Source organism: Selenomonas sp. oral taxon 126 (assembly GCF_001683335.1).
GTDB lineage: Bacteria > Bacillota > Negativicutes > Selenomonadales > Selenomonadaceae > Centipeda.
This window is the reverse complement of record NZ_CP016201.1, coordinates 2,080,017-2,102,484: the sequence shown is the minus strand read 5'-3', so window position 1 is coordinate 2,102,484 and position 22,468 is coordinate 2,080,017. Positions and strand designations below refer to the sequence as shown.

Genomic DNA, 22,468 nt, shown 5'->3' with positions numbered 1-22,468 from the left:
CTATCGCTCAGACCGCCGTGATCACACGGCTCATCGTCCGAATGAGATCGACGCCGTCCCATACGGGCGCAAAGTCCATCGTTCGCCCAATCGGAACAATGCGGTCAATACCTGCGGGGCGCATCGCGAGAATTGCCTGCAAAAGCGCGTCCCGATCTACGCCGTAATACGATAGGGTCTGACACGAAAGCCCGCAGAGCGGATGTATCTCTGAAAGATCCTTCGCATCATATTCGATGAAGAATCCGCTGCCCGCCCTATATGCGGAAAGCTCCTCCGTCAGATGCGGCACACGGACGCGCGTGATCAGATTGTCCTCCATAGGTATTTGCTGCGCTGCAGCGTGCACGCCGAGCCGATAGACCTGCGTCAGCTTGTCCACCGCTTGGACAGCTTGCAGCGTGTAGCGTGTCCGCACAAGTTCATGCAAGGTAGTCCAAAATACTTCCTGTGCCGCCGCTACCTCTGTACCGATCCAGATGATGAAATGCGGCGCGGTGCAGGCATTCTGGTCACTGAGGTAGGTGTCGTTGTAGAAATCCTGCGCAATGCGTGCCTTGTCCGACGCCGCAAGATAGGCATCCGCATTGAGCACGGCGAGTGAGTGGCGGTCGGCAAATGTAATCTCGTTCGCACGCGGCGCGAGCGGTGCACGGCGGATCTCTCCAATCGTCGCATCGCCGCCCCAGATGACGCGCGTCTGTGCCATCCGGGTATAATGCTCGTTCACATCCTGTTCATGCCCATAGCGGACAAAGATAAAGTACGGCACGAGCGCCGGGAATTCCGCCAGCGTCTCCGAAAAGAGGCGGCAAAGCAACGCTACCTGCGGGAAATCCTTTGACGGCAGACGCACAATGCTCGCACAGCCCGCGAGGAACGCCGCAATACACGAGTAGGCGAAATTCACCGCCACATTCGAGGGTGCAACGTGAAAGACAATGCCGCGCCCGAGACGGTTTTCTTCCGAGTCGTAATTATGCTGCATTCGGTGAAGCGCGGCGGGACGGCACCAAAAGCCGAGCGTCACAACATCGGGATATGCCTTTGCCTCCGCATCCGCGAGAATCCTTGCCGAGAGTGCAGCGAGAAAGGCACACGCCTCCTCCGAAAAGATAGGAAGAGGGGGCGCATTTTTCATCTGCGCCTCGACTTCCACACTGCCAAGCGCGTAGATCACGCGATCAAAATGCTGCTGCATAGGTATCACTGCACCCCCTCAGCTCCGCGTGCTTCAACCTGCCGAGCACCTTGAAATACTTTCCCTTGCGCCCGCACGTACAATCGTCCTCGCCGAGCACAACGCCCTCGTCCTCTGTCAGGAGCGCGTGACCGGGGTACGACTCCGGCAGGAGCGAGACAACCTCGAGGATGCCGCGCTCGCCGACGGATGCGGGGGAGAAGTCGAGCGGGCGGCGTACGATCACATCGGAGTACGTACTCGCATGGAGATGCCCCTCTTTGCATTCGAGGTAGATGCAGCCCGTCTGCTCCACCATGCCGTAGTAGTCCGCAATCTCCATAGCACCGCAGACCTCGCGCAGAGCTGCGCGGAATGCCGCAGGCTCTACCGCCTCGGCGGCGAGCTTTTTCCAGCCGCCGCCATGGATGAGCACAGCATTGCTGAGATCCAGATGCTCCCCCGCCGCCTTCAGCGCCTTATAGAAGTGCTGCCAAACCATGAAGGTGAAGCCAAAGAGCAGGATGCGCTCCCCTACGTGTTCCCTTAGAAAGGCGCGGATTGCGTCCACTTGCAGTTCCATCGCGTCATTCAGCGCATAGAGCTTCTTTCGCCCGAAGATCGAGAAGCCGAGGATGCCCGCCCCACGAGCCGAGAACATCGCACGATTCTTGACGACAGACGGGCAGTCGAGGATGAGCATTGGCAAACGGCTTTTTCCCGTCCGGTCGGATACGATGCGCACAAGCGTCTTCTGCTGGTTCGTCGCCGTCACACGATCGAGGAAGATCTTTGACACCTGCTGCCCCGTCGTCCCCGACGAGGTCATCGTCTTGAACACATCCTCCTCTGCCACGCTCTGCAGCTCCATCTCCTTGAAGAGGCGTACGGGCAGGAACGGCACATCCTCCACCGAGCGAACGCTCGCGGCAGAAAAGCCGACCGTCTCCATCATACGCGCATAGGGCGCACACTGCGCCCTATGATGCTCCGTCAGACGCAGCAGCCCCTCGCGCAGGAGCGCCTGCTTTTCCGCGCACGCCACGCCGAACGGGGGCAGGGCGAGAAGATCCTCATACGTCATAATACTGCTCCAACTCTCGGTAGACCGTCTTTCCCGAAGCATTCTTCGGGATGCACGGAATGCACTTCGCCGTAAACGCCGAATGATGCAGCCCGAGCTTTGCGCTCAGGAACGGCACGACTTCCGATGCGAGATGCTCCTGCGTCACAAAGATGTAAAGATGATCGTCGACACCCGCACAGGCAACCTCGATCTCACCGAAATGTTGGCGGAGGATATGCTCGACCTCCTGCAAATTCGTCCGCTTGCCGAAGAGCTTCAAGAAGCGTCGCTTGCGCCCGACGACCGTATAGTAGCCATCCGCATCGCGCCGCGCGAGATCGCCCGTCTCATAGCGCCCGCCGCGCTCATCGCCCCGCGCAAGATCCGCGCCGCTCATCGCGTAGCCAAGCGTCACATTCGCCCCGTAGTAGACAAGCTCGCCGACCGTATCCGCCGCAGTGACCTCCTCGCCCGCCTCATCAACGAGCTCGAATCTGCCGCCCGGAATTGCAATGCCCATTGCTCCGATTTTTTTAAGTGCATATTGAGGGGGCAAGTACCCCATGCGCGCCGTCGCCTCTGCCGCACCATACATGACAACGAATTGCTTTCCATGCGTCTGTGCAAACGCGGCAAATTCACGGTGCAGCTCAGGATCGAGCTTGCCGCCCGCCTGCGTCAGCGTGCGAAGCGCAGGGAGCTCCATGCGGAAGAAGCGCAGCCGCTTCAGCATCGCGTAGGTATAGGGAACGCCCGAAAAAGTCGTCACCTCTTTCTCCCTCATGAGCTGCCAAAACGCACGGTCAAAGAGAGTCTTCTCCGTCACAACGACCGACGCCCCGACCGCAAGGTGCGTATTGAGGATCGAAAGCCCGTAGACGTAGTGGAGCGGCAGATTCGTCACGCCGCGCTCATCCTCGTGAATATCCAAATAGTTTACGATGGATTCCGTATTCGCGCGCAGATTCTCATAGCTCTGCCGCACGAGCTTCGGACTGCCCGTAGACCCCGACGTCGTCATGAGAAGCGCGAGCTCTGCGTGCAGGGGAAACGGATTTTCCTCCAACAGGTCGAGCAGCACATAGTCCTCCTGCCGCAGGATCTCATGTCCACTCTGAAACGCCGCCATGCGCTCGGCAGGAATCCATGCATAAGCGGGGCGATATGCCGCAAGGAGCGAAGCAAGCAGGCCTTCATCCAGCGCGGCGTCGATCATCACAGGCACAATGCCGTGCTGCAAAAAACCGACATAGCCCGCAATCGCAGCAAGCGAATTACGGGCTAACAGAAAGACGAGGGAACGCGGTGAAACGCACGCAGCAATCCGCTCCGCCTCTTCGCCAAGTTCTCCATATGTTACTATACGCTCCTCGGACAGGAGCGCCGTACGATTCGAAAACGCAGCAAACTCCCATAATTTATTGGTCACTTCGTTCACCTTACCGCCTGCGTCGTTTCATCGAGTGCCGTACGAATCCGCGCCGCGATCTGCTCTGCCGTCAGACCGCATGCCTTGCGCATATAGTCATACGAGCCGGCGTGCGGGAATACATCCTCTATGCCGATCAGGAGGTGGGGCGGGCGCTTCCGCTTCGGCGAAAGGTACTCCGCAACCGCACCGCCGAAACCGCCGCAGACTGTATGCTCCTCGACCGTCACAAGCAGACGATGCGACAAAAGCCCATCCAGACATGCCGTGTCGAGCGGCTTTATCGTGTGCATATCGACAACCTGCACACTTACGCCCGATTCCGCGAGCAGTTCCGCCGCTTCAAGAGCAGTATGAACCATTGTCCCCGCTGCAACGACAGCGACATCCGCGCCCTCGCGAAGCGTAATTGCACGTCCGATGGTGAAGTCGTATTCCTCCCGATAGACAACGGGATTCCCGGGACCTCCCGTCAGACGCAGATAGACAGGACCTTCGTGCTGAGCAATCGCCTCGACCGCCTTGACAATCTCGCCGCAGTCTGCGGGCGAAACAATCGTGAGATTCGGAATGGCACGCATGACGGCGACATCCTCAATCCCAAAATGCGAGTTGCCGAGCTGCGCCATGATGAGCCCGCTCCCAAGCCCGACCGTCTTGACATTGAGCTGCATATAGCCCATATTCATGCGCACCTGCTCTGCCGCCCGCATCGTGATAAAGGGGGCAAACGACGTCGCAAAGATAGGCGTGCCGTCCTTTGCCATGCCGCCCGCGACCCCGAGCATATTTTGCTCGGCAATGCCCATATTGATGCAGCGCTCCGGAAACATCTCCTGAAAGCGCCCGAGACCGGAGGAGTGGACGAGATCGGCAGACATGGCATAAAAATCTACGCCGCGCTCCGCCAGATCGAGCAGAGCCATACCAAAGACGGCGCGCGAGCCGAGCTTCGACCAGAGGCGAGCCGTACTCTTTTTGATTTCCATCACGCTTCTTCCACCTCCGTGATCGCCCTTTGATACTGCTCCTCCGTCAGGCGGTTATGATGCCAGTCATTATTATTTTCCATAAAGCTGACGCCCTTGCCCTTCACCGTATGGGCGACAACTGCACGCGGTTTCCACTCCACACGCACGCTTTGGAACGCATCTATCAATGCCGCGACATCATGCCCATCCACCTCAATCGTCTCGAAACCAACGGCGCGCAGCATCGCACCGTAACGATCCGACAGATCGAGGATCGCTTCGCTTGCCCCATCGCTCTGCATGTGATTATTGTCGATGACGAGCGTAAAGTTGTCAAGTCCGAACTGAACGGCGCTCATCGCCGCCTCCCAGACAGAGCCCTCGTTGCTCTCGCCGTTGCCGCAGAGTACGAACGTCCGATATGCATAGCCTTTCTTCTTCGCAGCAAGTGCCAATCCGACGCCCATCGAAATGCCCTGCCCGAGGCTTCCGCTCGACGATTCGATGCCAAGCGATGCATTCATGACGGGGTGAGCGATGAGATCCGAACCATCCTGCTGAAATGTCGCAAGCTGCTCTTGCGTAATGATGCCGAACTCGGCAAGTGCGGTGTAAAGCCCCAACACACCGTGCCCTTTACTTAAAACAAACTTGTCCTGTGCCTCATACGGAACAGAGTGCTGTGCCGTATTCATCACGACACCGTACAGGACGGACAAAATCTCCATCATCGACAGGCCGCCGCCAAGATGCGAACTGGTGCCGCAGCGATACGCCAGCTCCAGTGCCATGCGCCGCATGTGTCTGGCATGGCAGCGAAGCTCCTCTGTCCTCATCGTCTCATCCCTCCATCTACGCGAAGAATCTGCCCCGTCATATAGCTCGCCATATCCGATGCAAGAAATGCAGCAACGGAGGCAATCTCCTGCGGCTCTGCAAGACGATGGAGGAGCGTCGCCGCCTCCATGCGGCTACGTAGCCCCTCCTCCATCGCGGCGAGCATATCCGTCTGTGTCGGTCCCGGCGCGATGCCATTGACGCGAATGCCATAAGCACCAAGCTCCGAGGCGAGCTTTCGCGTCGCGCCGATGAGCGCCGCCTTGCTCGCGACATACTCCATCTGCGCCGGCTCTCCATCAAGCGCAGCAATCGAGCAGACATTGACAATCGCCCCTGATTTTTGGCGGATCATCAGCTTTGCCACCCGCTGTGTCAGCTGCATCGCGGCAAAGAAATTCACGGAGAAAACACGCTGCATCTCCGCCGGATCCGCCATCAGGAAAAGTCGATTCTCCGGCACGACGCCCGCATTGTTGACGAGAATATCGACAGGCTTTTTCCCCGCCCGAATCTGCTGCACGCCGGCCTTGATGCCATCCTCTTCCGCCAAGTCGAAGATCACCGGCTCAATCCGTACGCCATGCTCCTGTGCAAGCCGCGCGCATGCCTCCAAAAAGCTCGGTTCCGCACGGCGGGCACATGCCCATACACTCGCACCCTGTGCAGCAAATTCCGCGAGAATGGCGGCTCCGATTCCGCGATTTGCGCCTGTGACAACCGCATTTCTGCCTGCTAAAATCATCTGTGTTCCCCTATTTGATATAGTCTTCCTCTTTGAAGATTTCCCGCGCATCAAGCGGTTCCATCACAGACATCTTCTTGTTCACCATATACTTCTCAATAAAGGAAAGATCCTCCCCCGCGAGACATTTCTCACTGTGATCGTGAAAATAGCGGATGCTGTAACCGTAGTCAATGATGTCCCTCAGCTTCTGCTCGTAGACATTTCCGAGACTGATGTGCATGAACGAGCATGGAAAAATATCGCCGCTCGGCGTAACGTAGAGCTTGCTCATCGTTTGGCAGCCCAATACCCCCTCGTTTGTCTTATCGAATGGATTCCAAAGGTCGCGATGGATGTTGCCGTACTTCTTGCGCAGCTCCATCAGATGTGCCCGATCCCTGTCGTCGACAACGACATCGAGATGCCCCTGCCAGTTGCCCGACGGAATCGCGATATTGATGAAAGTCTTATACCCATGCTCATAGGAGTAGCGGCAAAGATTCTCCACATCCTCCGAAAACGCGTTAAAATGGCCGACGGTGATATTCATGAACGGATCCATGCCCGCCTCTTTCACATACTCGAGTGCCTGCATCGCACGCTCGTATGCGCCCTTGATTCCACGAAAGGCATCATGAACCTTGGGGTTAAAGCTGTCGATGCTGATGGAGACACGGTTCACCCCTGCTTCGGCAAGCTCCTCTGCCGTTTCCCTCGTCATTAAAAAACCGTTGGATGTCAAAAACACATAGAAGCGTTCCGGCTTGATCACACGGACCAACTCAAAAAGCCGCTCCTTGTTCGTCAGCAGCTCGCCGCCGTGCATATTCCACTCGACGATTCCGAGTTCGTGCGCCTCATCCGCCAGCTGCGCCACCTTGTCGAGCGGCATCAGCTCATCGGCGTTCTCGCCGAGCGGCGCACGCGTCGAGCAATGTTCGCACTTGAAATTGCAGGCATTGCTGTAGACCAATTCGAGCACGCGCAGGTTGGTTCCGATGCGCCCGCCGTTCTTTTTGATATTGCGGTAAAGGCGATGCATCTTTGCCACAGCCTGCGGCTTTTCCATAATGCTCATTCGCGTGCTCCGTGATCCGGCAAATACTCCTTGAAAATCTCTGGTATAGTAATCGTCATTTCCGCCTCACAGGCGAGCGTTCCATTCGTATAGCCCCTACCCGTTCCAATACAGATTCCACGCTTCCACGACTTGACTTCAGTTTCAATATCGAGCCGCTCTCCCGGGAAAATCTCCTTGCGAAAGCGCACGACATGCTTCATCGCGTGCGTGGCATACCCCGCCATGCCCGGCAGGGTCGTAATGGCAACCGTCAGCATCTGCGCCAAGGCTTCCAGCTGAAGCGCTCCCGGCATATTCGGATGCCCCTCAAAATGCTTTGGGAAAAACCACTCATTGTTCGAGAGATTCTTGTAGCCCCTTGCACTCTTGCCGGGAATGACCTCTGTCACGTAGTCGATCATCAAAAAGGGGTATCGGTTCGGCTGATACTTCTGCAGCGCATAGCCGTCGAGACTGAATCCTTTCTTCTCGTCCATGCGCTTAGATCTCCACGCCGTACTTCTTCAAGATTTCCTTGCCCTTCTCATAGCCGGAGAAATCCACAATGTCATCCGTCTCCATCTCGATGTCGAACGCATCCTCCAGCTCCGAAATGAGCTGCATATGCCCGATGCTGTCCCACTCCTTCACGCCCTGATACTCCAGAGAGGCCAGTGCCGCCTCCTCCACATTAAACGAGGAGATAAATGCTTCGTTGTACTTTTCCAAATTGGTCATGATATTTCACCTTTCTTTACAATTACTGCCTTGCGGCCTTCACGCGAAATCCCTCTATGATTTCCGGAATGGTGAGCACGAACTCTGCCGCACAGGCAAGCTCTCCTCCGACGTAGCCTTTCGCTGTGCCTTTTGCAATCCCTCGCTTGAAGCTTGTCAGCTCCGCTTCGATATCCAGCCGATTGCCGGGGATGAGCTTTTTCATGTAACGGCTTCGCACATCGATACATCCCGTCTTCTTCCCCTTGTATTCAGGAAGCGTCAGGAACGTCATCAAAAAAACCTGCTCCATTGCCTCCGTCTGGATCAGCCCCGGAACATTCGGATCGTCCGGAAAATGTCCGGGAAAAAACCACTCGCTGTCTGTGAACTTCTTATATCCCTTTGCATTTTTCCCGGGCACCACCTCTAGGATCTCATCGACAAACATCCACGGAGAGCGGTTCTGCTGATACTCCTGCATTTCAAATGCACCGATCTGTGTCAGTTTCTCGTATGCCACGCCACCACCTCCCTCCTCCGGAAAACCTTCCTTACGAATGTGTTCTAAAGATGATACCGTCTTCATTTCGCCGTACGGCACGGGCCGGATCACCGACAGCAGTGACACCATCGCCGATCTCCCGACTGACAACCGCCCCCATGCCTATAATCGTATCGCGCCCGATGGAGAGCTCCTCCTTCACGGTCACAGAGAGACCAAGAAATGTGCCTTCCCCGATGCGGACATTTCCACCGAGAATCGTATTCGTCTGAATGTCGCTATGCGCCCCTATGCAGACATCGTGTCCAACCGCGGTATAAACAGAGATCAGCACATTGTCCTCAACGACAGCATCGGCCAGTACTGCCGCATAATCCAGTACGACAACGCCCGCCCCAAGCCGTGCGGACGGCGAGACAATCGCTGTCGGCGAAACAAGCGTTGCCAGACGATACCCCGCGCCTGTGACGCGGTCGTAAATTGCCTTGCGTCCGCGCGGTGTGCCATTTGCAATCACAATCTCGACATTTTCTTTCGGCTCTTTCCACGCAGAGAGTCGATGGACTTCCGCCCCGTCATAGAACGATGCCCCTTCATAGACATCATCGATGAATACGATCTTCTCCCAACGTCTTTGCACGGCATTGATGCGCACGGCCAGATCATAAAACACCTTGCCGAGGTTGCCCGCACAGTAAATCCCCAGAATCATCTGCTCACTGCCTTTTCTGTTCCTGCCCTCACCCACAACGGATAGCGCGCATATGTCGCATTTTTTCCATTCGGCACAGCCACCTCAGGATACACCTGCCGATCCGAACGAAATGCGATGCCCTTGATATTCTGCAGCATCTCCGTATCGGGGAACCGTCCCTCCTCCAACGTCTGCCCGACGAGATCGCCGCAGATAATCTCGCCCTCGCCGATGACACAGACATCAACACCGGCACGATAGAGGCAGTCCTCCGGATCAATCGTCGGATGCGGTCCTCCTGCCACGATGGGGACATCGGGAAAGAGCTTCCTGCACTCTGCGACAACATCGACGAAGAAGTCCTTGTAATACGTCAGCGTCCGCATCATGAGGAAATCCGGTCGGAACGACTGCACGCGCGCGCGCAGTTCCTCCATCGTGTCGACATCGACGCCCGTCTTGACAATCTCGCCATAAATACGGTCACCAAATTTCTCGTTCAGGTACGATAGAATCGCCATCCCTCCGAGCGGCGGCTCAACGGCGTTGATTTCATTCGTGCGGTCAGCTGAGAAGAAGTGGCTCGCATCGAGAAAGAGAATGCGCAATGCTCCTTCCGCTGCTTTCTGCGTCCGCTTTGGATAGGTGATATGCGGCACATCCACCTTTGGCATCTTCGATATATCGATTTCATCGCGCTTGATCTTCGCAAGGCGTAATATATCGTCCAACGTCTCGATATGCGTCGGAAAAATCGTGCGGTATTTATAGATGAGTTCTTCCTCGTTCATCACGGCAAGCTGATGGCGAAGCACATGCCGGAGTCGTTTCGGACTGAGCACATACCGATGGACGAAGCTGAGGCGCAGCTTGCGTGAGAAATCGGGATCGAGCTTGATCGTCGGGGGAATAATGTGGTACGGCAGCGTCAGTGACTCCTCGATTTCCTCCTTCGTCACGCCATTCTCGAGAGCAACCTGCTCCAGACGCGAGTTTGGAAAGATGCGTACATTATGCAGATGTGCGAAATGCAGCCACTTTATATCCATGATGAAATCGACCGTCGCCTGTGCTTCCTCCTCCGTCTCCGTCGGAAACCCATGCATTGCGTTGAGTCCGACGATAATCTGCGGGTATTTCTCAACAATATAGGCAAGGTTCTCGCGCAGACGGTCAATCTGCAGATACTTTCCCATCATTTTCTGCAAACGTGGGGATGCACTTTCCAGCGCAAGATTCATGCTCTTCGTTCCGCCTTCGACCATGAGGTCGATTGCCTCCTTGTCCAGCAGATCGCCGCGCAGTCCGCTTTGGAAATAGAAGTTCATATCCATCCCGGAGTCGATCACCTTGCGGAAGAACGACTTAAACGCATTAATGTTCACATTGAACGCATCGTCGATAAACTCACTCTTTCGGACGCCGATGCCGTGCAGATACTTCACCTCATCAAAGATACTCTCTACAGAACGGCGTCGGTGCATGGGTGTCAAATGCTGCACGTCGCAGTAAAAGCAGCGGTAGGGACAGCCGCGCGTCGCCTGCATTGTCATTTCGTAACGGATACCGCTCTGTCCCACATATTGATGGTATTTACGGAAGTCTACCAGACTGCGATCCCACTGTGGAAGCATGTCGAGATCCCGGATCTGCTCCTGACGTCCTGTTAGAATGATCTCTTTAGTCATGGAAAACGCTCCCGAGAACAAGCGCCTTGCGTTCCATTATGTTTAAAACATCGCTATTGTGTCTCATCTAATCTTTCCTCTATCTCTTCCTCCAAAATTATATTCTCATTATCCTCTAAAAGTCCCTAGTGGACAACCGCCGAATAGTTTACATTTATTTCACGTCATGTATCAAGCCCCGATGATATGCGATCTCAGACAGGGCGCATATATTCTCGTTCATAGACTCCTGTATTAGATGGATGAGGCTTGATGCCGTATGCAGTTCCTGATGGGATTCTATCGGAAAGGCGACAATACCGCGCTCCAATTTCAACGTGGTTCTTTTATGGATCGGCTGTGCACGGTCAAACTGAATCCCCAGTGCTGTGCCCTGATAGTTTTCGAGCGTGTAAGACTGCGGTGCTCCGTATAGGATGCGCCGAAATGATTTCGTCAGATCCTTCCCGTAGAGAAAGGATAGACCATGCACGCGCATTGTCCCTGCAACGTGTTCACCTGCATCCTGCTCCTCTCCATAGCGGAGAGAAATGCCAAGCAATTCGCCGTCTGCAAGCTGTGCTTTCACCCAGTCCACATCGGAATCCTGCCCGAGAATGCTGATGTCCGTAATCCCTGCCAGCATAAAATAGGACAGCTGCATGTAAACTGCCGGTTTATCATACAGAAGCGTGGATGCACTGATCCCATGCGGGTAATTCATCTCCAGCACGCCGTTCCAGCGCACATCAAAGCTCGCTATATTCCCTTCTAATATGCTCTCTATATCCGTATCCAGAAGGACGGACAGCTTGCCCAAAAGTGAGACATCGGGGATTGCAAGCCCCCGCTCCCACTTTGATACAGCTTTGTCACTGATGTGAAGGCAGTCTGCAAGTGCCCGCTGCGTCATGCGATAACGCTTCCGCAGAAATGCAATACTGCGTCCGACCTTCAATGCATCCATACGACACCTCGCACTTATCTTCGCAAAGTATGAATTAGGAACGAATGGAATCAACTCTTACAGATGATATTTGAAGGAATGACCAACAAGTGCTTTCTCAAAGGCCTCACAAGCTATGAATTGTTTTTGATATTATAGCGGTGATTTTCTATCATACAGCATCCGTATTCTCACTTTCCCTCAAACACAACCTTAGCTGCTCTATCAAGATTGGCAATTCTTCAAAAATGACTTCTGAGATAATGCTCCAATTTGTTCCATCATAATCATGCACGAGACGATGCCGTAATCCTGCAATCATCGTCCATGGAATTTCACGGTGTTTGACTTTATACTCCGTAGACAAATTATGGCAATGCTCTCCCATATTATATAACGGCGTTGTGACAAGCCACTGCAACGGCAACTGTGTCAGCAATGCCTCTTTTTCAATATGTTCTTCTAGAATGTACTGCTGTAAGCGAATGGCATAGTCATATATTTTTTGGACTCTTTGTCGGTCTGAATACTTCATGCCACCAAAACCTTTTCTTTCATAATTGTTTTATAGAAGTCGCTGTCCGGATTGACTTCGCTTATTTCAAAAACGTCCACCTTTTTCTTCAGGGTATCTCGCAACTCTTCTGCCAAAGCAAAAATCATCGTCCGCTTGAACATCTCTCCACCGAAAACCAAAAAATCCAAGTCACTGTTTTCGTCCGCTTCACCTCTCGCATACGAACCGAACAGATATATTTCTTTCACACGGTATTTATCAGCGAGCGGTTTTACCATTGCAGCAATATGTTCCCTTGTAAATACCGGCTGCTGCATCATAATCCCCCCTGTTCACTCATTGCAATTATACCATAGGTCTTTGTAAACAACACCTATCCCTGCTACGTTACAAATATAAGAAAATTATAACACAGGATAGGGGAACTTACCTACAGAAGCACTGATAAATTCAGCCCGATCATCTTGACGCATCCTTTTCGCCCTGCCTGTGTCAACAAATCCTCCACATAGCCCTTGCTATGCGTCCGGTTTGTTTCCTTGGCAGGACAAAAATTCTGCATCAATCTGCCAGACTTCATTTTATCAGCGATTCCTATTGCCTCATATTGCAAACTCATGCAGTCGGGCAATATGTCCTTCTTCGTCCAAATCTATGGTGGTAATATGAGCGGATGAATCAATGTCCGTTTTCAATGCGAATTCGTGTCCCCACTGCTTCCCGCTCATAATCTCGCATTGGATGATATGGTCGCTGTGCGTAATGCGCGAACTCAGATAGGTAAAGACAGGCTCTCTGCTATGAATCGGCAGGGATATAAAAAGCTCTGATTTGACATCGCTCTCCAAAACGCAGTCGGGCAGCATTCCATAGTAAAATTCGATATCATCGAAATGCCCCTTTTCATAACAGCCCTGTATGATTTTCAGCCATTCGCGTTCACTGTGGACAGTCTGAATCGCATGGAGGTCATCATCCTTCCCCGGGCAGCGCCCCATGTTGACTGTGATCTGATAGGCTGCTTCTTTTTCCCCGGCATTTCTTATTTCAGCCATTTTTTTCTCATCGTCGAGTTTGACAAAGAGGATGGTATCTATTTTCCCTTCCTCATTTTGAGCAAGCGCAACGCAGTGTGAGCCAATCGGGAATTCATGTAAACTATCATCGGATGCTGTGTTGTCTATGCCAGAGATAACAGCGGGATAAGCACGGCAGTCCGACTCCTGTTCTCTCTGTTTTTTTGCGACATTTGAAAGATAATCGAGAACGGCAGTCTTCCCTATCGCAAGAACCTCACCGCTGCGCGCGACATAGCGGCAATCATCTGCGAGGGCATTCGTTATGCGCGTAAAATCACGGCAATCGACACAGCTGCGAAGAAGCCGTGCCATATGTTCCTGATCGTAGATTGCGCCTTTTTGGTATTTTCCGATGGCAACGTCGCCAAGGATGGTACAAAGAGCCTTGACTACTCCGCCGGGACGCATGAATGCTTTCTCCTCCTCTTTGACGCTCTCCTTTGCGTGCATGATTTCAAGTGTGCCGAATGACGTGGAGATAGTGGTACAGCAAAACTCCTTCATCTCACCTTTTTCATCGCTGCATATGTGTGCAGACACGTTCTTGATCACCCCGACGGCGACGCTGTCATTGATGATACTGAATACATTATTTACAGCAAAGTGAACGGGCTTTCCCATAAGCTCTGTGAGCGGTTCCGATTCGTCATATGCCGCCTCATCCCGATAGTATGTAACATCCCCCGCTACCGCAATCACTTGAACGGTCAGCGTATCATTGGGAAAGAAGTCGGGCACAACATCCGCATTGACAAGGTATATACGAATGTTCCCTTCCTGTGTCAGAGGATGCGTGAACGTCACCCATCGTTCCAGAACACTGTCACAGTCGTCACCTGCAAAGTGCTGACAGGTATCAGCGACGGCAAGCTGCCACATTTGATTGCCGCTCACATGACTGGTAAATCCCACCACATTGTATGACTGCTCCCCCGGAAGAAGGTGAAAATTCATTTCGACATCACCGATATTCTTCCATATGTACGCTCCATAATATCCATTGAAGGCCTCGCCTTTTTCGATAACATAGCGTGCAAGGCAGTTCATAAAGAAGTCGTCATTTTCTGTTAGACAGCCAAAGCCAAGTTCAGGAAGAAAATTCATGTCACTCACCTCACAAAATATTCATTATTCCCCTTCGTATCCTCTTGGATTCCAAATATTTTGATATAATGGAATTATAACACAGAACGACATATATTGCCTAATGATTTTTCATCTGCATATCAAAAAAGAGAATCCGCGCAGCCAATACGACAGCAGATTCTCTCTGATATAAAGGAATCGCTGATAAAATGAAGTCCGTCAGATTGGCGTAGATTTTTTCGTCCGAACTAGGAGGCAAACCGGACGCATAGCAGAGGCTATGTGGAGGATTTGCCGACGAAGTGCGGGCAAAAAAGATGCGCTAAGATGACGGTGCTGAATTTATCAGTGCTTCCTAAAGTTTACAGCGTATTTTCCAGCGTCGGATATCGGAAATCCGCTCCGATCAGTTCCACGGAATTGTGCTGACGATTGCCTGCACGGCTTCGATGGAGACAGGCTCCTCAAAGGAAAGGGAGAAGGTATAGCCGCCGCGCGACCAAAGTGCAAGGCTGACGCGTTTTTCCGTGCCCTTGACGCGGATATACTGACGTCCGACCTGCACGACCTGATTGACCTCATAGACCGTATTGTCGCCGCTGATGTCCGCATCGCCCTTCGCCATGCGGAAGAGGATTTCCTTGCCCGCATCGTTGCGGTAGAAGATCTCAGCAAGGCTCTTGTCGATGACGATGATCTCCTTCTGCACGTAGCCGACGGGCAGGAGGGTCGGCGTGTAGACGGGGAGTCCTGCGACCGCCCACGCATCGCGTACGCTCGTGTATTCGACGAGCGGTGAGGGCATTGCCTGTGCGCTTCCGTCGCCCATAAGGAGCGCGGACACAACAGCGCCCGCCATCAAAACGCGTTTCATACCATATGTCTTCATCGGACACCTCTCATTTTTTCGCTTTCTTCTTCTGAAATGCTGTCTTCTTCTGCTGCGCACCCGCGAGCATTTCACGCGCGTTTGCAAGCGCAGCCTCCGTGACATCATCGCCCGATGCCATGCGTGCGATCTCGCGCACACGCTCATCGGCGGAGAGTGCTTCCACCTGCGTCACGGTGCTGTCCCCCTTCACGGATTTCGCGATGTAGAGATGTGCGTCCGCCATACAGGCGATCTGCGGCAGATGGGTGATGCAGAGCACCTGCTTGTAGTGTGCGACGAAGGCAATGCGCTCGGCGACCATCTGCGCGGTGCGCCCGCCGATGCCCGTGTCGATCTCGTCAAAGACCATGCTCGTCCCGCCCGTGTCGCGCGCGGCGACAATGGACTTGATAGCGAGAGCAATGCGCGAGAGTTCGCCGCCCGAGGCAATCTTCTCGATGGGCTTTTCCGCCTCGCCCACATTTGCCGAGAAGAGCATGCTGAGGCTGTCCGCGCCGCGACTCGTGTATTTCTCCTCGGGCGTGACGACAATGCGGAACCGCGCCTTTGGCATCCCCAACCCTTCCAGTTCGCGCTCAATCTCGGCAGAGAGCACTGTGCCGACTTCCTGCCGGCGCACGGTCAGCGCTTTTGCCGTTTCCCCGAGGCGTTTACAAAGCGCGGCAATGTCCCTGTCGAGCTGTACCATATCGGTATCATAGTTGTCGATGCTCTCGAGCTCGCTGCGAATGAAGGCAAGGCGCTCAAGTACGGCGGCAATGCTACCGCCGTATTTCTTTTTGAGGCGGTCGATCACGTCCATGCGCGTCTGTATTCGGTCGAGACGCGCGGGATCGGCGTCGATCGCGTCCAGATAGTCACGCACCTCGTAGGATGCCTCCTGCAGGGAGATGTACGCCTCCTCGATCATTGTCTGCGCATTCGAGAGTCCGTCGTCATAGCGTGCAATCTCATCGAGCGCACCGGTAATGCGCGAGAGCGCCGAGAGGACGGAGATGCCCTCCTCTCCGTCCTCACTGAGCAGATTCGATGCCTCGCCGGCGTTCTCGACGAGGCGCTCCGAATGGGAAAGGCGGCGGATCTCCGCCTCGAGTTCCTCATCCTCACCCGCACTCAGCTCTGCCTCTGCAATCTCCTTTTCCTGCCAGCGCAGGAGATCCAAGCGCTCACCGATGTTCTCAATCTCCTCCACGCGCTCCTCGCGCAAACGCGTCTTTTCCCGCCAGCCCTCATAGACCTCGGCGTAGTCCGCGAGCAGCTTTTGCAGTTCCTCATCGCCGCCCTCGAGGAGACTCCGCTGCGCATCCTCGCGCAGGAGCGCAAGGTTCTCGTTCTGTCCGTGGATGTCCACGAGATGCGGGGCGAGCTTTTTGAGAAAGGTCAGCGTGACATGGCTGCCGTTGACAAGGATCGAGCCCTTGCCCGTGCGAGCGACCTTGCGCAGGATGATGAGTTCGTCCTCATACTCGATCTCCTGCTCTGCGAGGAGCGCCGCCAGTGCCGCGTCCCCCTCGCACGCAAATACCGCCTCGACGCGCAACGCGTCGCAGCCGTTGCGGATGACGTCAGAGGAGATGCGCTGACCGAGAATTGCCCCGAGTGCATCAATCAGGATGGATTTGCCCGCACCGGTCTCACCCGTGAGGATGTTGAGTCCCGCGCCGAACTCGACGGCAACCTCCTCAAGCAATGCAAAATTCCATACGCGCAGACTTTGCAGCATAGCGTCTCCCTCCTCTCAGTGGATCAGCGCGCGAATGCGCTCGACAATCGTCTCTGCTGCCTCGCGCGGCTTGACGAGCACGAAGATGCTGTCGTCGCCCGCAACCGTGCCGATGATCTCCGTCCAGTCCGAGGCATCGAGTGCTGCCCCGACCGTCGACGCCGCCCCGGGGATGGTCTTGACAACGACGATATTCTCACTGAAATCCGAAAAAATCACATTGTCCTTGAAGAGGCGCTTCATCCGTCCCTCCGAGAAGCGCACGCTCTCGTGCGGGGACACGGCATAGCGATAGCGTCCGTTTCCTGCGGGGACTTTGATGAGGAAAAGCTCCTTGATATCGCGTGAGATGGTCGCCTGCGTGACGCGCATATGCCGCGCACGCAGCGCCTCGGCAAGCGCCTCCTGTGTCTCGATGATCTCTTCGCCGATGATTTTCCTGATGAGTTCGTGGCGACGGCTTTTCATTCCGCTCTCTCCTAGCAGTTTCTCCAAAGTTTCGTACGCAGGATCTGATAGTAGTCCTTATCCGCAAATTTGATGATGCCCGCGCGCACATCCGAGCATTTGACGGTGACGGTATCGTCCGGGTGGATGGGCGTCGTCTCCTGCCCGTCGAGCGTGACAATGATGCTCTGCCGCGTGTCGACGAGGTGAATGTGTACGGCGTCCTCCTCGCGTATGATGAGCGGGCGGATGTTCAGCGTGTGCGGACAGATCGGCGTGAGGACGATGCCCTTCACCATCGGGTTCATGATGGGGCCGCCCGCCGAGAGCGAGTACGCCGTAGAGCCCGTCGGCGTGGCGACGATGAAGCCGTCTGCCTTGCACTCGACGAGCGGCGTATCGTTGACGCACAGCGCAAGCGAGATGATGCGCGCCACATCCCCCTTCATGACGACGATGTCATTGATGGCATGCCCGAGAAAATGCTCCGCACCGTCCGGCTTCGTGACATAGCCTGCGAGAAAGGGACGCCACTCGACACGATAATCCCCTGCACAGAGCTGTACGAGGCGCTGCTCGAGCTCGTTCTGCTCGATGTCCGCCATAAAGCCGAGCGTGCCCATGTTGATGCCGCAGACGGGCACGGGATTCGCGGCATATCTGCGGCAGATGCCGAGCAGCGTGCCGTCCCCGCCAAGGCTGAGTGCAAAGTCTGCGGGCAGACGCTCGATGTCGTCGACGCCGCTCTCCTCCATGCCGAACTCCGCCGCACGCACGCGCGGCAACATGATCCGCGCCCCACGGTCAGCAAAGAAATCACGGATTCGCAGCAGAATATCCCGCATCTCCGGCTTAATCAGATTCGGAAATACCGCAACGGTCATCAATGCTCTGCACCTCGTCCATCCAGCACACGATGTGCCTCTGTCACAATTTCGTGTACAAACGCCCCATCCATATCCACAGCTTCCCCCTCTGTTTTCAGATACAGCAGATACTCGATATTCCCCTTTGGCCCCTTCACGGGCGAGTACGTCAGCCCCGCAGGCTGAAAGCCCTGTGACCGTGCGACAGCAAGTACCTGCCGAATGACATCCTCGTGCACGGCGGGGTCACGCACAACGCCGTTCTTGCCCACGCGCTCCTTGCCCGCCTCAAACTGCGGCTTGATGAGCGCAATCACCTCACCGCCCTCTGCAAGGAGTGTCCGTACGACGGGCAGCACCTTGTCCAGTGAGATAAACGCCACGTCGATTGAGGCAAAGTCGAGCGCCGCCCCCAACATCTCGGGTGTGACGCTGCGGATATTTGTGCGCTCCATATTGACAACGCGCGCATCCGTCCGCAGCTTCCAGTCGAGCTGCCCGTAGCCGACGTCGATGGCATAGACCTTTGCCGCACCGTTCTGGAGCATGCAGTCCGTAAAGCCGCCCGTCGATGCCCCAATGTCCGCCGCCGTCTTCCCCGCGAGGACGGCGCCGAACACCTCCATCCCCTTTGCGAGTTTCAGTCCGCCGCGGCTGACGTAGGGCAGATCCTCCCCCACGACGCGCAGCTTCGCCTCGACCGCGACCGTTGTGCCTGCCTTGTCGATACGCTGCTCGTCCACTAGCACCTGCCCCGCCATGATGAGACGCTTTGCGCGCTCCCGACTCGGCGCAAATCCCTGCTCTACAAGCAGGACATCCAACCGCTCTTTTTTCAAAATATCCCCTACTGCTTCCGATTCACGAGATATGCAACAAGCTCGCGCAGGAAATCCGCCTCCGTGCCAAATACGGCGAGTGCGGCGGTCGCCTCCTCCACCGTGCGGCGCGCAAGCTCCTGCGCCTCGGCGAGTGAGGTCAGCGTCACATAGGTCGACTTGTGATTCTTCTCATCGCTGCCGACAGGCTTGCCGATGTCCTCCGCCGTCCCGATCACGTCGAGAATGTCGTCCGTGATCTGGAATGCGAGACCAAAGTGGTCGGCATATGCAGTGAGCGCCGCAAGCTGCTCCTCCGTCGCGCCCGCGAGAATCGCCCCGCTGCGCAGTGCCGCATGAAAGAGCGCGCCCGTCTTGCCCATGTGCACGCGGCGCAGCTCCTCCATCGTAATCCGTACGCCCTCGGCTCTGAGATCCAGCACCTGCCCGCCGACCATGCCCTCAGCACCCGCCGCACGGCTGATCTCATCCACCACACGCAGGAGAGCCTCGGCGGGCACATCCTTCTGCCGCAGGATCACGGAGAACGCGAGCGTCAGCAGTGCGTCTCCCGCAAGGATGGCTATGCCGTCCCCATATACCATATGGTTCGTCAGCTTGCCGCGACGATAATCGTCGTCGTCCATCGCGGGCAGATCGTCGTGGATGAGCGAATAGGTGTGGATCATCTCAAGTGCACACGCAACAGGCAGGAACTTCGTTCCATCCGCGCCAACGGCATCCGCTGCCGCCATCAGAAGTACGGGGCGCAGACGCTTTCCGCCCGCCATGAGGCTGTATGCCATCGACTCCCGCAGAATTGGGTCCAGAATGGCGGTCTTTGCCAGCTCCGCCTCCAACGCACGCTCGACAAGAGCCTGCCGTGCCTTCCAAAGTTCCTTCATCTCATCCTCCGATCTCCAGCTTCTCTTCGGAAACGCCGTCCGCCGTCTCCTTCACCAGAAGATCCATCGTCTCCTCGGCGCGCTTGAGGGACTTCATGCAAAAGTCGGACAGTTTGATTCCCTCCGAATACTTCGCCATGAGGTCGGCAAGCGGCAGCTCCCCCGTCTCAATCTCCGCGACAATCTGCTCCAATGCGCCGAGCGCGTCCTCGAACGCCATTTCCTTCTTACGCGCCATGCTGCTTCTCCTTTGCCTCAACGACGGCAGATATCTTCCCGTCTGCAAATGTAATCTTCAAATAATCTCCCACGGATAAATCCTTCGCGCGGCTCACCGCTTTCCCGTCCTTCTCCACAGTGCTGAAACCACGATAGAGAATCTGCACGGGGTTCAGCAGTTCCAGACGCTTCAGCAGGAGTTCGAGGCGATGGCGTGCATCTGTACGCGTCTCCTTTGCCGCACGGTGCAGACGCTCTGTCGCGCGATCCGTGCGCTGTACGGCAGAGGCGAGGAGGAGCGTCGGATTCCTGCGCCACGGACGCTCCGTCAGTGCCCTCAGACGGTTTCTCTGCTGCTCCGTCGCCCGCCTGCGCCCCGCATGGAGGCGTGCAAAGAGTCCCGCTGCATACTGGTTCAGCTCGGCGGCATCGGGGACGGCGAACTCCGCTGCCTGTGACGGCGTCGCCGCACGGCGGTCACTGACGAAATCCGCGAGCGTCGTATCCGTCTCATGCCCCACGGCAGAGATCACGGGGATTCGTGACGCGTAGATTGCGCGCACGACCGGCTCCTCGTTGAACGCCCAGAGATCCTCTTCCGAGCCGCCGCCGCGCCCGACGATGAGCACGTCCACGGGGTATTTCTCGTTGAAGAAGCGAATCGCCGCTGCAATCTGCCCCGCCGCCTCCGTGCCCTGCACGAGCACGGGATGCAGGATCAGCTGCACATTCGGCCAGCGACGCTTTGCAACCTTGTGGATGTCGCGCAGGACGGCGCCCGCCGACGATGTGACAATGCCGATCCGCTTTGGAAAGCGCGGCAGCGGCTGCTTATGCGCCTCGTCAAACAGACCCTCGGCGTACAGCTTTTCCCTCAGCTGCTCGAAGGCAAGCGCAAGAGCACCTGCGCCCTCGGGCGTCAGCGAATTCACATAGAGCTGATACGCACCATCGCGCTCGTAGACGGACACAGAGCCGCCCGCAATGACCTGCATCCCGTTCTCCGGCGTAAAGCGCAGATTGCGCGCGTAGCCGTTGAACATGACGCATTTCATGCTCGCTCCCGCGTCTTTGAGCGTAAAATAGCAGTGCCCCGAGGGATAGCGTTTGAAATTGGAAACTTCACCGCGTATGAGGATATCCGAGAGGATTGCCTCCCCCTCGAACAGCCCCTTGATGTAGCGCGTGACATCACTGACAGAGTGAACGGTCATAAAATGCCCTTCCATATCGATAAAAAAAGAACCATTGCACGACATACTCGCGCAACGGATTCTTTCTTGATTCATTTCTCAAAGAGATTTTTGCATTGCAGCAAGGATCCCGTTTACATAGCGGCGCGCATCGTCCGAGCCGTATTTTTTTGCCAGTTCGACCGCCTCGTTGATGGCAACAGGCGGATCAATGCGTTCGTCCTGATAGCGCATCTCGTAGTACGCCATGCGGATGAGACTCAGATCCACAACCGCCATGCGGTGGAGCTTCCACTCCTTCGCCAGACGCGCGATCTCCGCGTCGATCTCCGCAAGATGTGCGCGCGTCCCCTGTACGAGCGCGTGCGCATAGGGCAGATCCTTCTCCGTAATCCCCTCGACCTCGTCAATCGCGAGATTGCTTGCGCTGTCCGCAGGTGCATCATCCGCGCCGAACTCGAGCTGAAACAGCGTCAGCAGCGCGGCTTCCCGCGCGTGTCTTCGGCTCATGACATCCTCCGAAACAGACGGTTCAGTGCGGACGTGTCAAACAGTTCGCCCCATCCACCCTCGCGCTCCGTCCGCAGACCGATATACATACCGACGCCTGCGCAGAGAATCACGAACAGCGTGCTCCAAAAGCCAAAGAGCAGGACGGATATGCCGAACAGTGCGCCAAGCAGCAGCCCTGCCGTCCGCCCGCGATGCTCCTGCCACTGATCCTGCAGGAAGAGCAGTATATTTTCCTTCATCCCGTCCCCCCACTAAGAAACAGTGCGCTTGGACGCTCCCGCATTTGCAATCTCCGTGACACGCAGCGCCACGGGTACATCCGCAATGCCGAGTACGTCGTGGAGCTCCTGCCGTACCTTTGCAGTCAGCTCTTCGGAGATGGCATTCAGACTCGTCTGATCGGGGAGCGTG

General features: G+C 55.7%; 26 protein-coding genes and 2 pseudogenes. 1 reads left to right on the top strand and 27 read right to left on the bottom strand.

Annotated features, from left to right (window positions below; all coding sequences use genetic code 11):
* Window positions 1-7: 7 nt before the first annotated feature.
* From AXF19_RS09535 to AXF19_RS09455, 16 genes are all read right to left on the bottom strand, one after another.
* Window positions 8-1,201: an acyl-CoA reductase gene (locus AXF19_RS09535; RefSeq protein ID WP_066848138.1), complete on the bottom strand. Its 1,194-nt coding sequence runs from the start codon at window positions 1,199-1,201 to the stop codon at window positions 8-10.
* Window positions 1,185-2,264 carry a LuxE/PaaK family acyltransferase gene (locus tag AXF19_RS09530; protein WP_066848136.1) on the bottom strand — a complete coding sequence of 360 codons (1,080 nt, stop codon included), beginning with the start codon at window positions 2,262-2,264 and terminating at the stop codon, window positions 1,185-1,187. Before AXF19_RS09530 ends, AXF19_RS09535 begins: the two co-directional genes overlap by 17 nt.
* Entirely contained in the window at window positions 2,254-3,684 is a 1,431-nt protein-coding gene (locus AXF19_RS09525; RefSeq protein WP_237141565.1) for an AMP-binding protein, read from the bottom strand. The genes AXF19_RS09530 and AXF19_RS09525 overlap by 11 nt, the downstream gene beginning before the upstream one ends.
* On the bottom strand, window positions 3,681-4,664 hold the full coding sequence (locus tag AXF19_RS09520; RefSeq protein WP_066848135.1) for a transketolase family protein: 984 nt from the start codon (window positions 4,662-4,664) through the stop codon (window positions 3,681-3,683). Before AXF19_RS09520 ends, AXF19_RS09525 begins: the two co-directional genes overlap by 4 nt.
* Window positions 4,664-5,437, bottom strand: a complete 774-nt coding sequence (locus AXF19_RS09515) for a transketolase (protein WP_237141564.1) — start codon at window positions 5,435-5,437, stop codon at window positions 4,664-4,666. The genes AXF19_RS09520 and AXF19_RS09515 overlap by 1 nt, the downstream gene beginning before the upstream one ends.
* A 41-nt stretch (window positions 5,438-5,478) precedes the next feature.
* The gene (locus tag AXF19_RS09510; protein WP_066848131.1) at window positions 5,479-6,228 is read right to left on the bottom strand and encodes an SDR family NAD(P)-dependent oxidoreductase; all 750 of its coding nucleotides are present in this window, start codon (window positions 6,226-6,228) and stop codon (window positions 5,479-5,481) included.
* A gap of 10 nt (window positions 6,229-6,238) precedes the next feature.
* Entirely contained in the window at window positions 6,239-7,288 is a 1,050-nt protein-coding gene (locus AXF19_RS09505) for a radical SAM/SPASM domain-containing protein (protein ID WP_066848129.1), read from the bottom strand.
* Entirely contained in the window at window positions 7,285-7,767 is a 483-nt protein-coding gene (locus tag AXF19_RS09500) for a 3-hydroxyacyl-ACP dehydratase FabZ family protein (protein ID WP_066848127.1), read from the bottom strand. Before AXF19_RS09500 ends, AXF19_RS09505 begins: the two co-directional genes overlap by 4 nt.
* Before the next feature lie 4 nt (window positions 7,768-7,771).
* Window positions 7,772-8,008: an acyl carrier protein gene (locus AXF19_RS09495; protein WP_066848125.1), complete on the bottom strand. Its 237-nt coding sequence runs from the start codon at window positions 8,006-8,008 to the stop codon at window positions 7,772-7,774.
* 22 nt (window positions 8,009-8,030) lie between these two features.
* Window positions 8,031-8,510: a 3-hydroxyacyl-ACP dehydratase FabZ family protein gene (locus AXF19_RS09490; RefSeq protein WP_237141563.1), complete on the bottom strand. Its 480-nt coding sequence runs from the start codon at window positions 8,508-8,510 to the stop codon at window positions 8,031-8,033.
* Between the two features lie 31 nt (window positions 8,511-8,541).
* Complete coding sequence (locus AXF19_RS09485) at window positions 8,542-9,204, bottom strand: acetyltransferase (RefSeq protein ID WP_066848124.1); 663 nt, start codon at window positions 9,202-9,204, stop codon at window positions 8,542-8,544.
* The gene (locus tag AXF19_RS09480) at window positions 9,201-10,874 is read right to left on the bottom strand and encodes a B12-binding domain-containing radical SAM protein (RefSeq protein WP_066848123.1); all 1,674 of its coding nucleotides are present in this window, start codon (window positions 10,872-10,874) and stop codon (window positions 9,201-9,203) included. Before AXF19_RS09480 ends, AXF19_RS09485 begins: the two co-directional genes overlap by 4 nt.
* A gap of 154 nt (window positions 10,875-11,028) precedes the next feature.
* On the bottom strand, window positions 11,029-11,820 hold the full coding sequence (locus AXF19_RS09475; protein WP_066848122.1) for an XRE family transcriptional regulator: 792 nt from the start codon (window positions 11,818-11,820) through the stop codon (window positions 11,029-11,031).
* Between the two features lie 151 nt (window positions 11,821-11,971).
* Complete coding sequence (locus tag AXF19_RS09470; RefSeq protein ID WP_066848121.1) at window positions 11,972-12,334, bottom strand: HepT-like ribonuclease domain-containing protein; 363 nt, start codon at window positions 12,332-12,334, stop codon at window positions 11,972-11,974.
* The gene (locus AXF19_RS09465) at window positions 12,331-12,636 is read right to left on the bottom strand and encodes a nucleotidyltransferase family protein (protein WP_066848119.1); all 306 of its coding nucleotides are present in this window, start codon (window positions 12,634-12,636) and stop codon (window positions 12,331-12,333) included. The genes AXF19_RS09470 and AXF19_RS09465 overlap by 4 nt, the downstream gene beginning before the upstream one ends.
* A gap of 282 nt (window positions 12,637-12,918) precedes the next feature.
* A complete protein-coding gene (locus AXF19_RS09455; RefSeq protein WP_216634932.1) occupies window positions 12,919-14,508 on the bottom strand; it encodes a hypothetical protein in 1,590 nt (529 codons plus the stop codon).
* Window positions 14,509-14,733: 225 nt separating this feature from the next.
* Between AXF19_RS09455 and AXF19_RS16025 the strand changes: the two are divergent.
* Window positions 14,734-14,838, top strand: a pseudogene (locus AXF19_RS16025) (secretion protein HlyD); the annotation flags it as partial.
* 49 nt (window positions 14,839-14,887) lie between these two features.
* Here AXF19_RS16025 and AXF19_RS09450 read toward each other — a convergent pair.
* The 11 genes and pseudogenes from AXF19_RS09450 to AXF19_RS15420 form a co-directional block, all read right to left on the bottom strand.
* Complete coding sequence (locus AXF19_RS09450) at window positions 14,888-15,370, bottom strand: DUF4367 domain-containing protein (RefSeq protein WP_066848111.1); 483 nt, start codon at window positions 15,368-15,370, stop codon at window positions 14,888-14,890.
* Between the two features lie 10 nt (window positions 15,371-15,380).
* Window positions 15,381-17,096: a DNA repair protein RecN gene (gene recN, locus AXF19_RS09445; RefSeq protein WP_066848108.1), complete on the bottom strand. Its 1,716-nt coding sequence runs from the start codon at window positions 17,094-17,096 to the stop codon at window positions 15,381-15,383.
* A 15-nt stretch (window positions 17,097-17,111) separates the two neighbouring features.
* Window positions 17,112-17,564, bottom strand: coding sequence for an arginine repressor (argR, locus tag AXF19_RS09440; protein ID WP_066848105.1), 453 nt, complete (start codon window positions 17,562-17,564; stop codon window positions 17,112-17,114).
* Between the two features lie 11 nt (window positions 17,565-17,575).
* Window positions 17,576-18,430 carry an NAD(+)/NADH kinase gene (locus AXF19_RS09435; RefSeq protein ID WP_066848102.1) on the bottom strand — a complete coding sequence of 285 codons (855 nt, stop codon included), beginning with the start codon at window positions 18,428-18,430 and terminating at the stop codon, window positions 17,576-17,578.
* Window positions 18,427-19,248 carry a TlyA family RNA methyltransferase gene (locus AXF19_RS09430; RefSeq protein WP_066848099.1) on the bottom strand — a complete coding sequence of 274 codons (822 nt, stop codon included), beginning with the start codon at window positions 19,246-19,248 and terminating at the stop codon, window positions 18,427-18,429. Before AXF19_RS09430 ends, AXF19_RS09435 begins: the two co-directional genes overlap by 4 nt.
* Window positions 19,249-19,256: 8 nt before the next feature.
* Window positions 19,257-20,132: a polyprenyl synthetase family protein gene (locus AXF19_RS09425; RefSeq protein ID WP_066848096.1), complete on the bottom strand. Its 876-nt coding sequence runs from the start codon at window positions 20,130-20,132 to the stop codon at window positions 19,257-19,259.
* Between the two features lies 1 nt (window position 20,133).
* Window positions 20,134-20,370 carry an exodeoxyribonuclease VII small subunit gene (xseB, locus tag AXF19_RS09420; protein ID WP_066848093.1) on the bottom strand — a complete coding sequence of 79 codons (237 nt, stop codon included), beginning with the start codon at window positions 20,368-20,370 and terminating at the stop codon, window positions 20,134-20,136.
* On the bottom strand, window positions 20,360-21,565 hold the full coding sequence (xseA, locus tag AXF19_RS09415; protein ID WP_066848091.1) for an exodeoxyribonuclease VII large subunit: 1,206 nt from the start codon (window positions 21,563-21,565) through the stop codon (window positions 20,360-20,362). The genes xseB and xseA overlap by 11 nt, the downstream gene beginning before the upstream one ends.
* A 78-nt stretch (window positions 21,566-21,643) precedes the next feature.
* Window positions 21,644-22,054 carry a transcription antitermination factor NusB gene (gene nusB, locus AXF19_RS09410; RefSeq protein ID WP_066848089.1) on the bottom strand — a complete coding sequence of 137 codons (411 nt, stop codon included), beginning with the start codon at window positions 22,052-22,054 and terminating at the stop codon, window positions 21,644-21,646.
* Complete coding sequence (locus AXF19_RS09405) at window positions 22,051-22,296, bottom strand: DUF2273 domain-containing protein (protein ID WP_066848088.1); 246 nt, start codon at window positions 22,294-22,296, stop codon at window positions 22,051-22,053. The genes nusB and AXF19_RS09405 overlap by 4 nt, the downstream gene beginning before the upstream one ends.
* A gap of 12 nt (window positions 22,297-22,308) precedes the next feature.
* Window positions 22,309-22,468 (bottom strand): annotated as a pseudogene (locus AXF19_RS15420) (alkaline shock response membrane anchor protein AmaP); the annotation flags it as partial.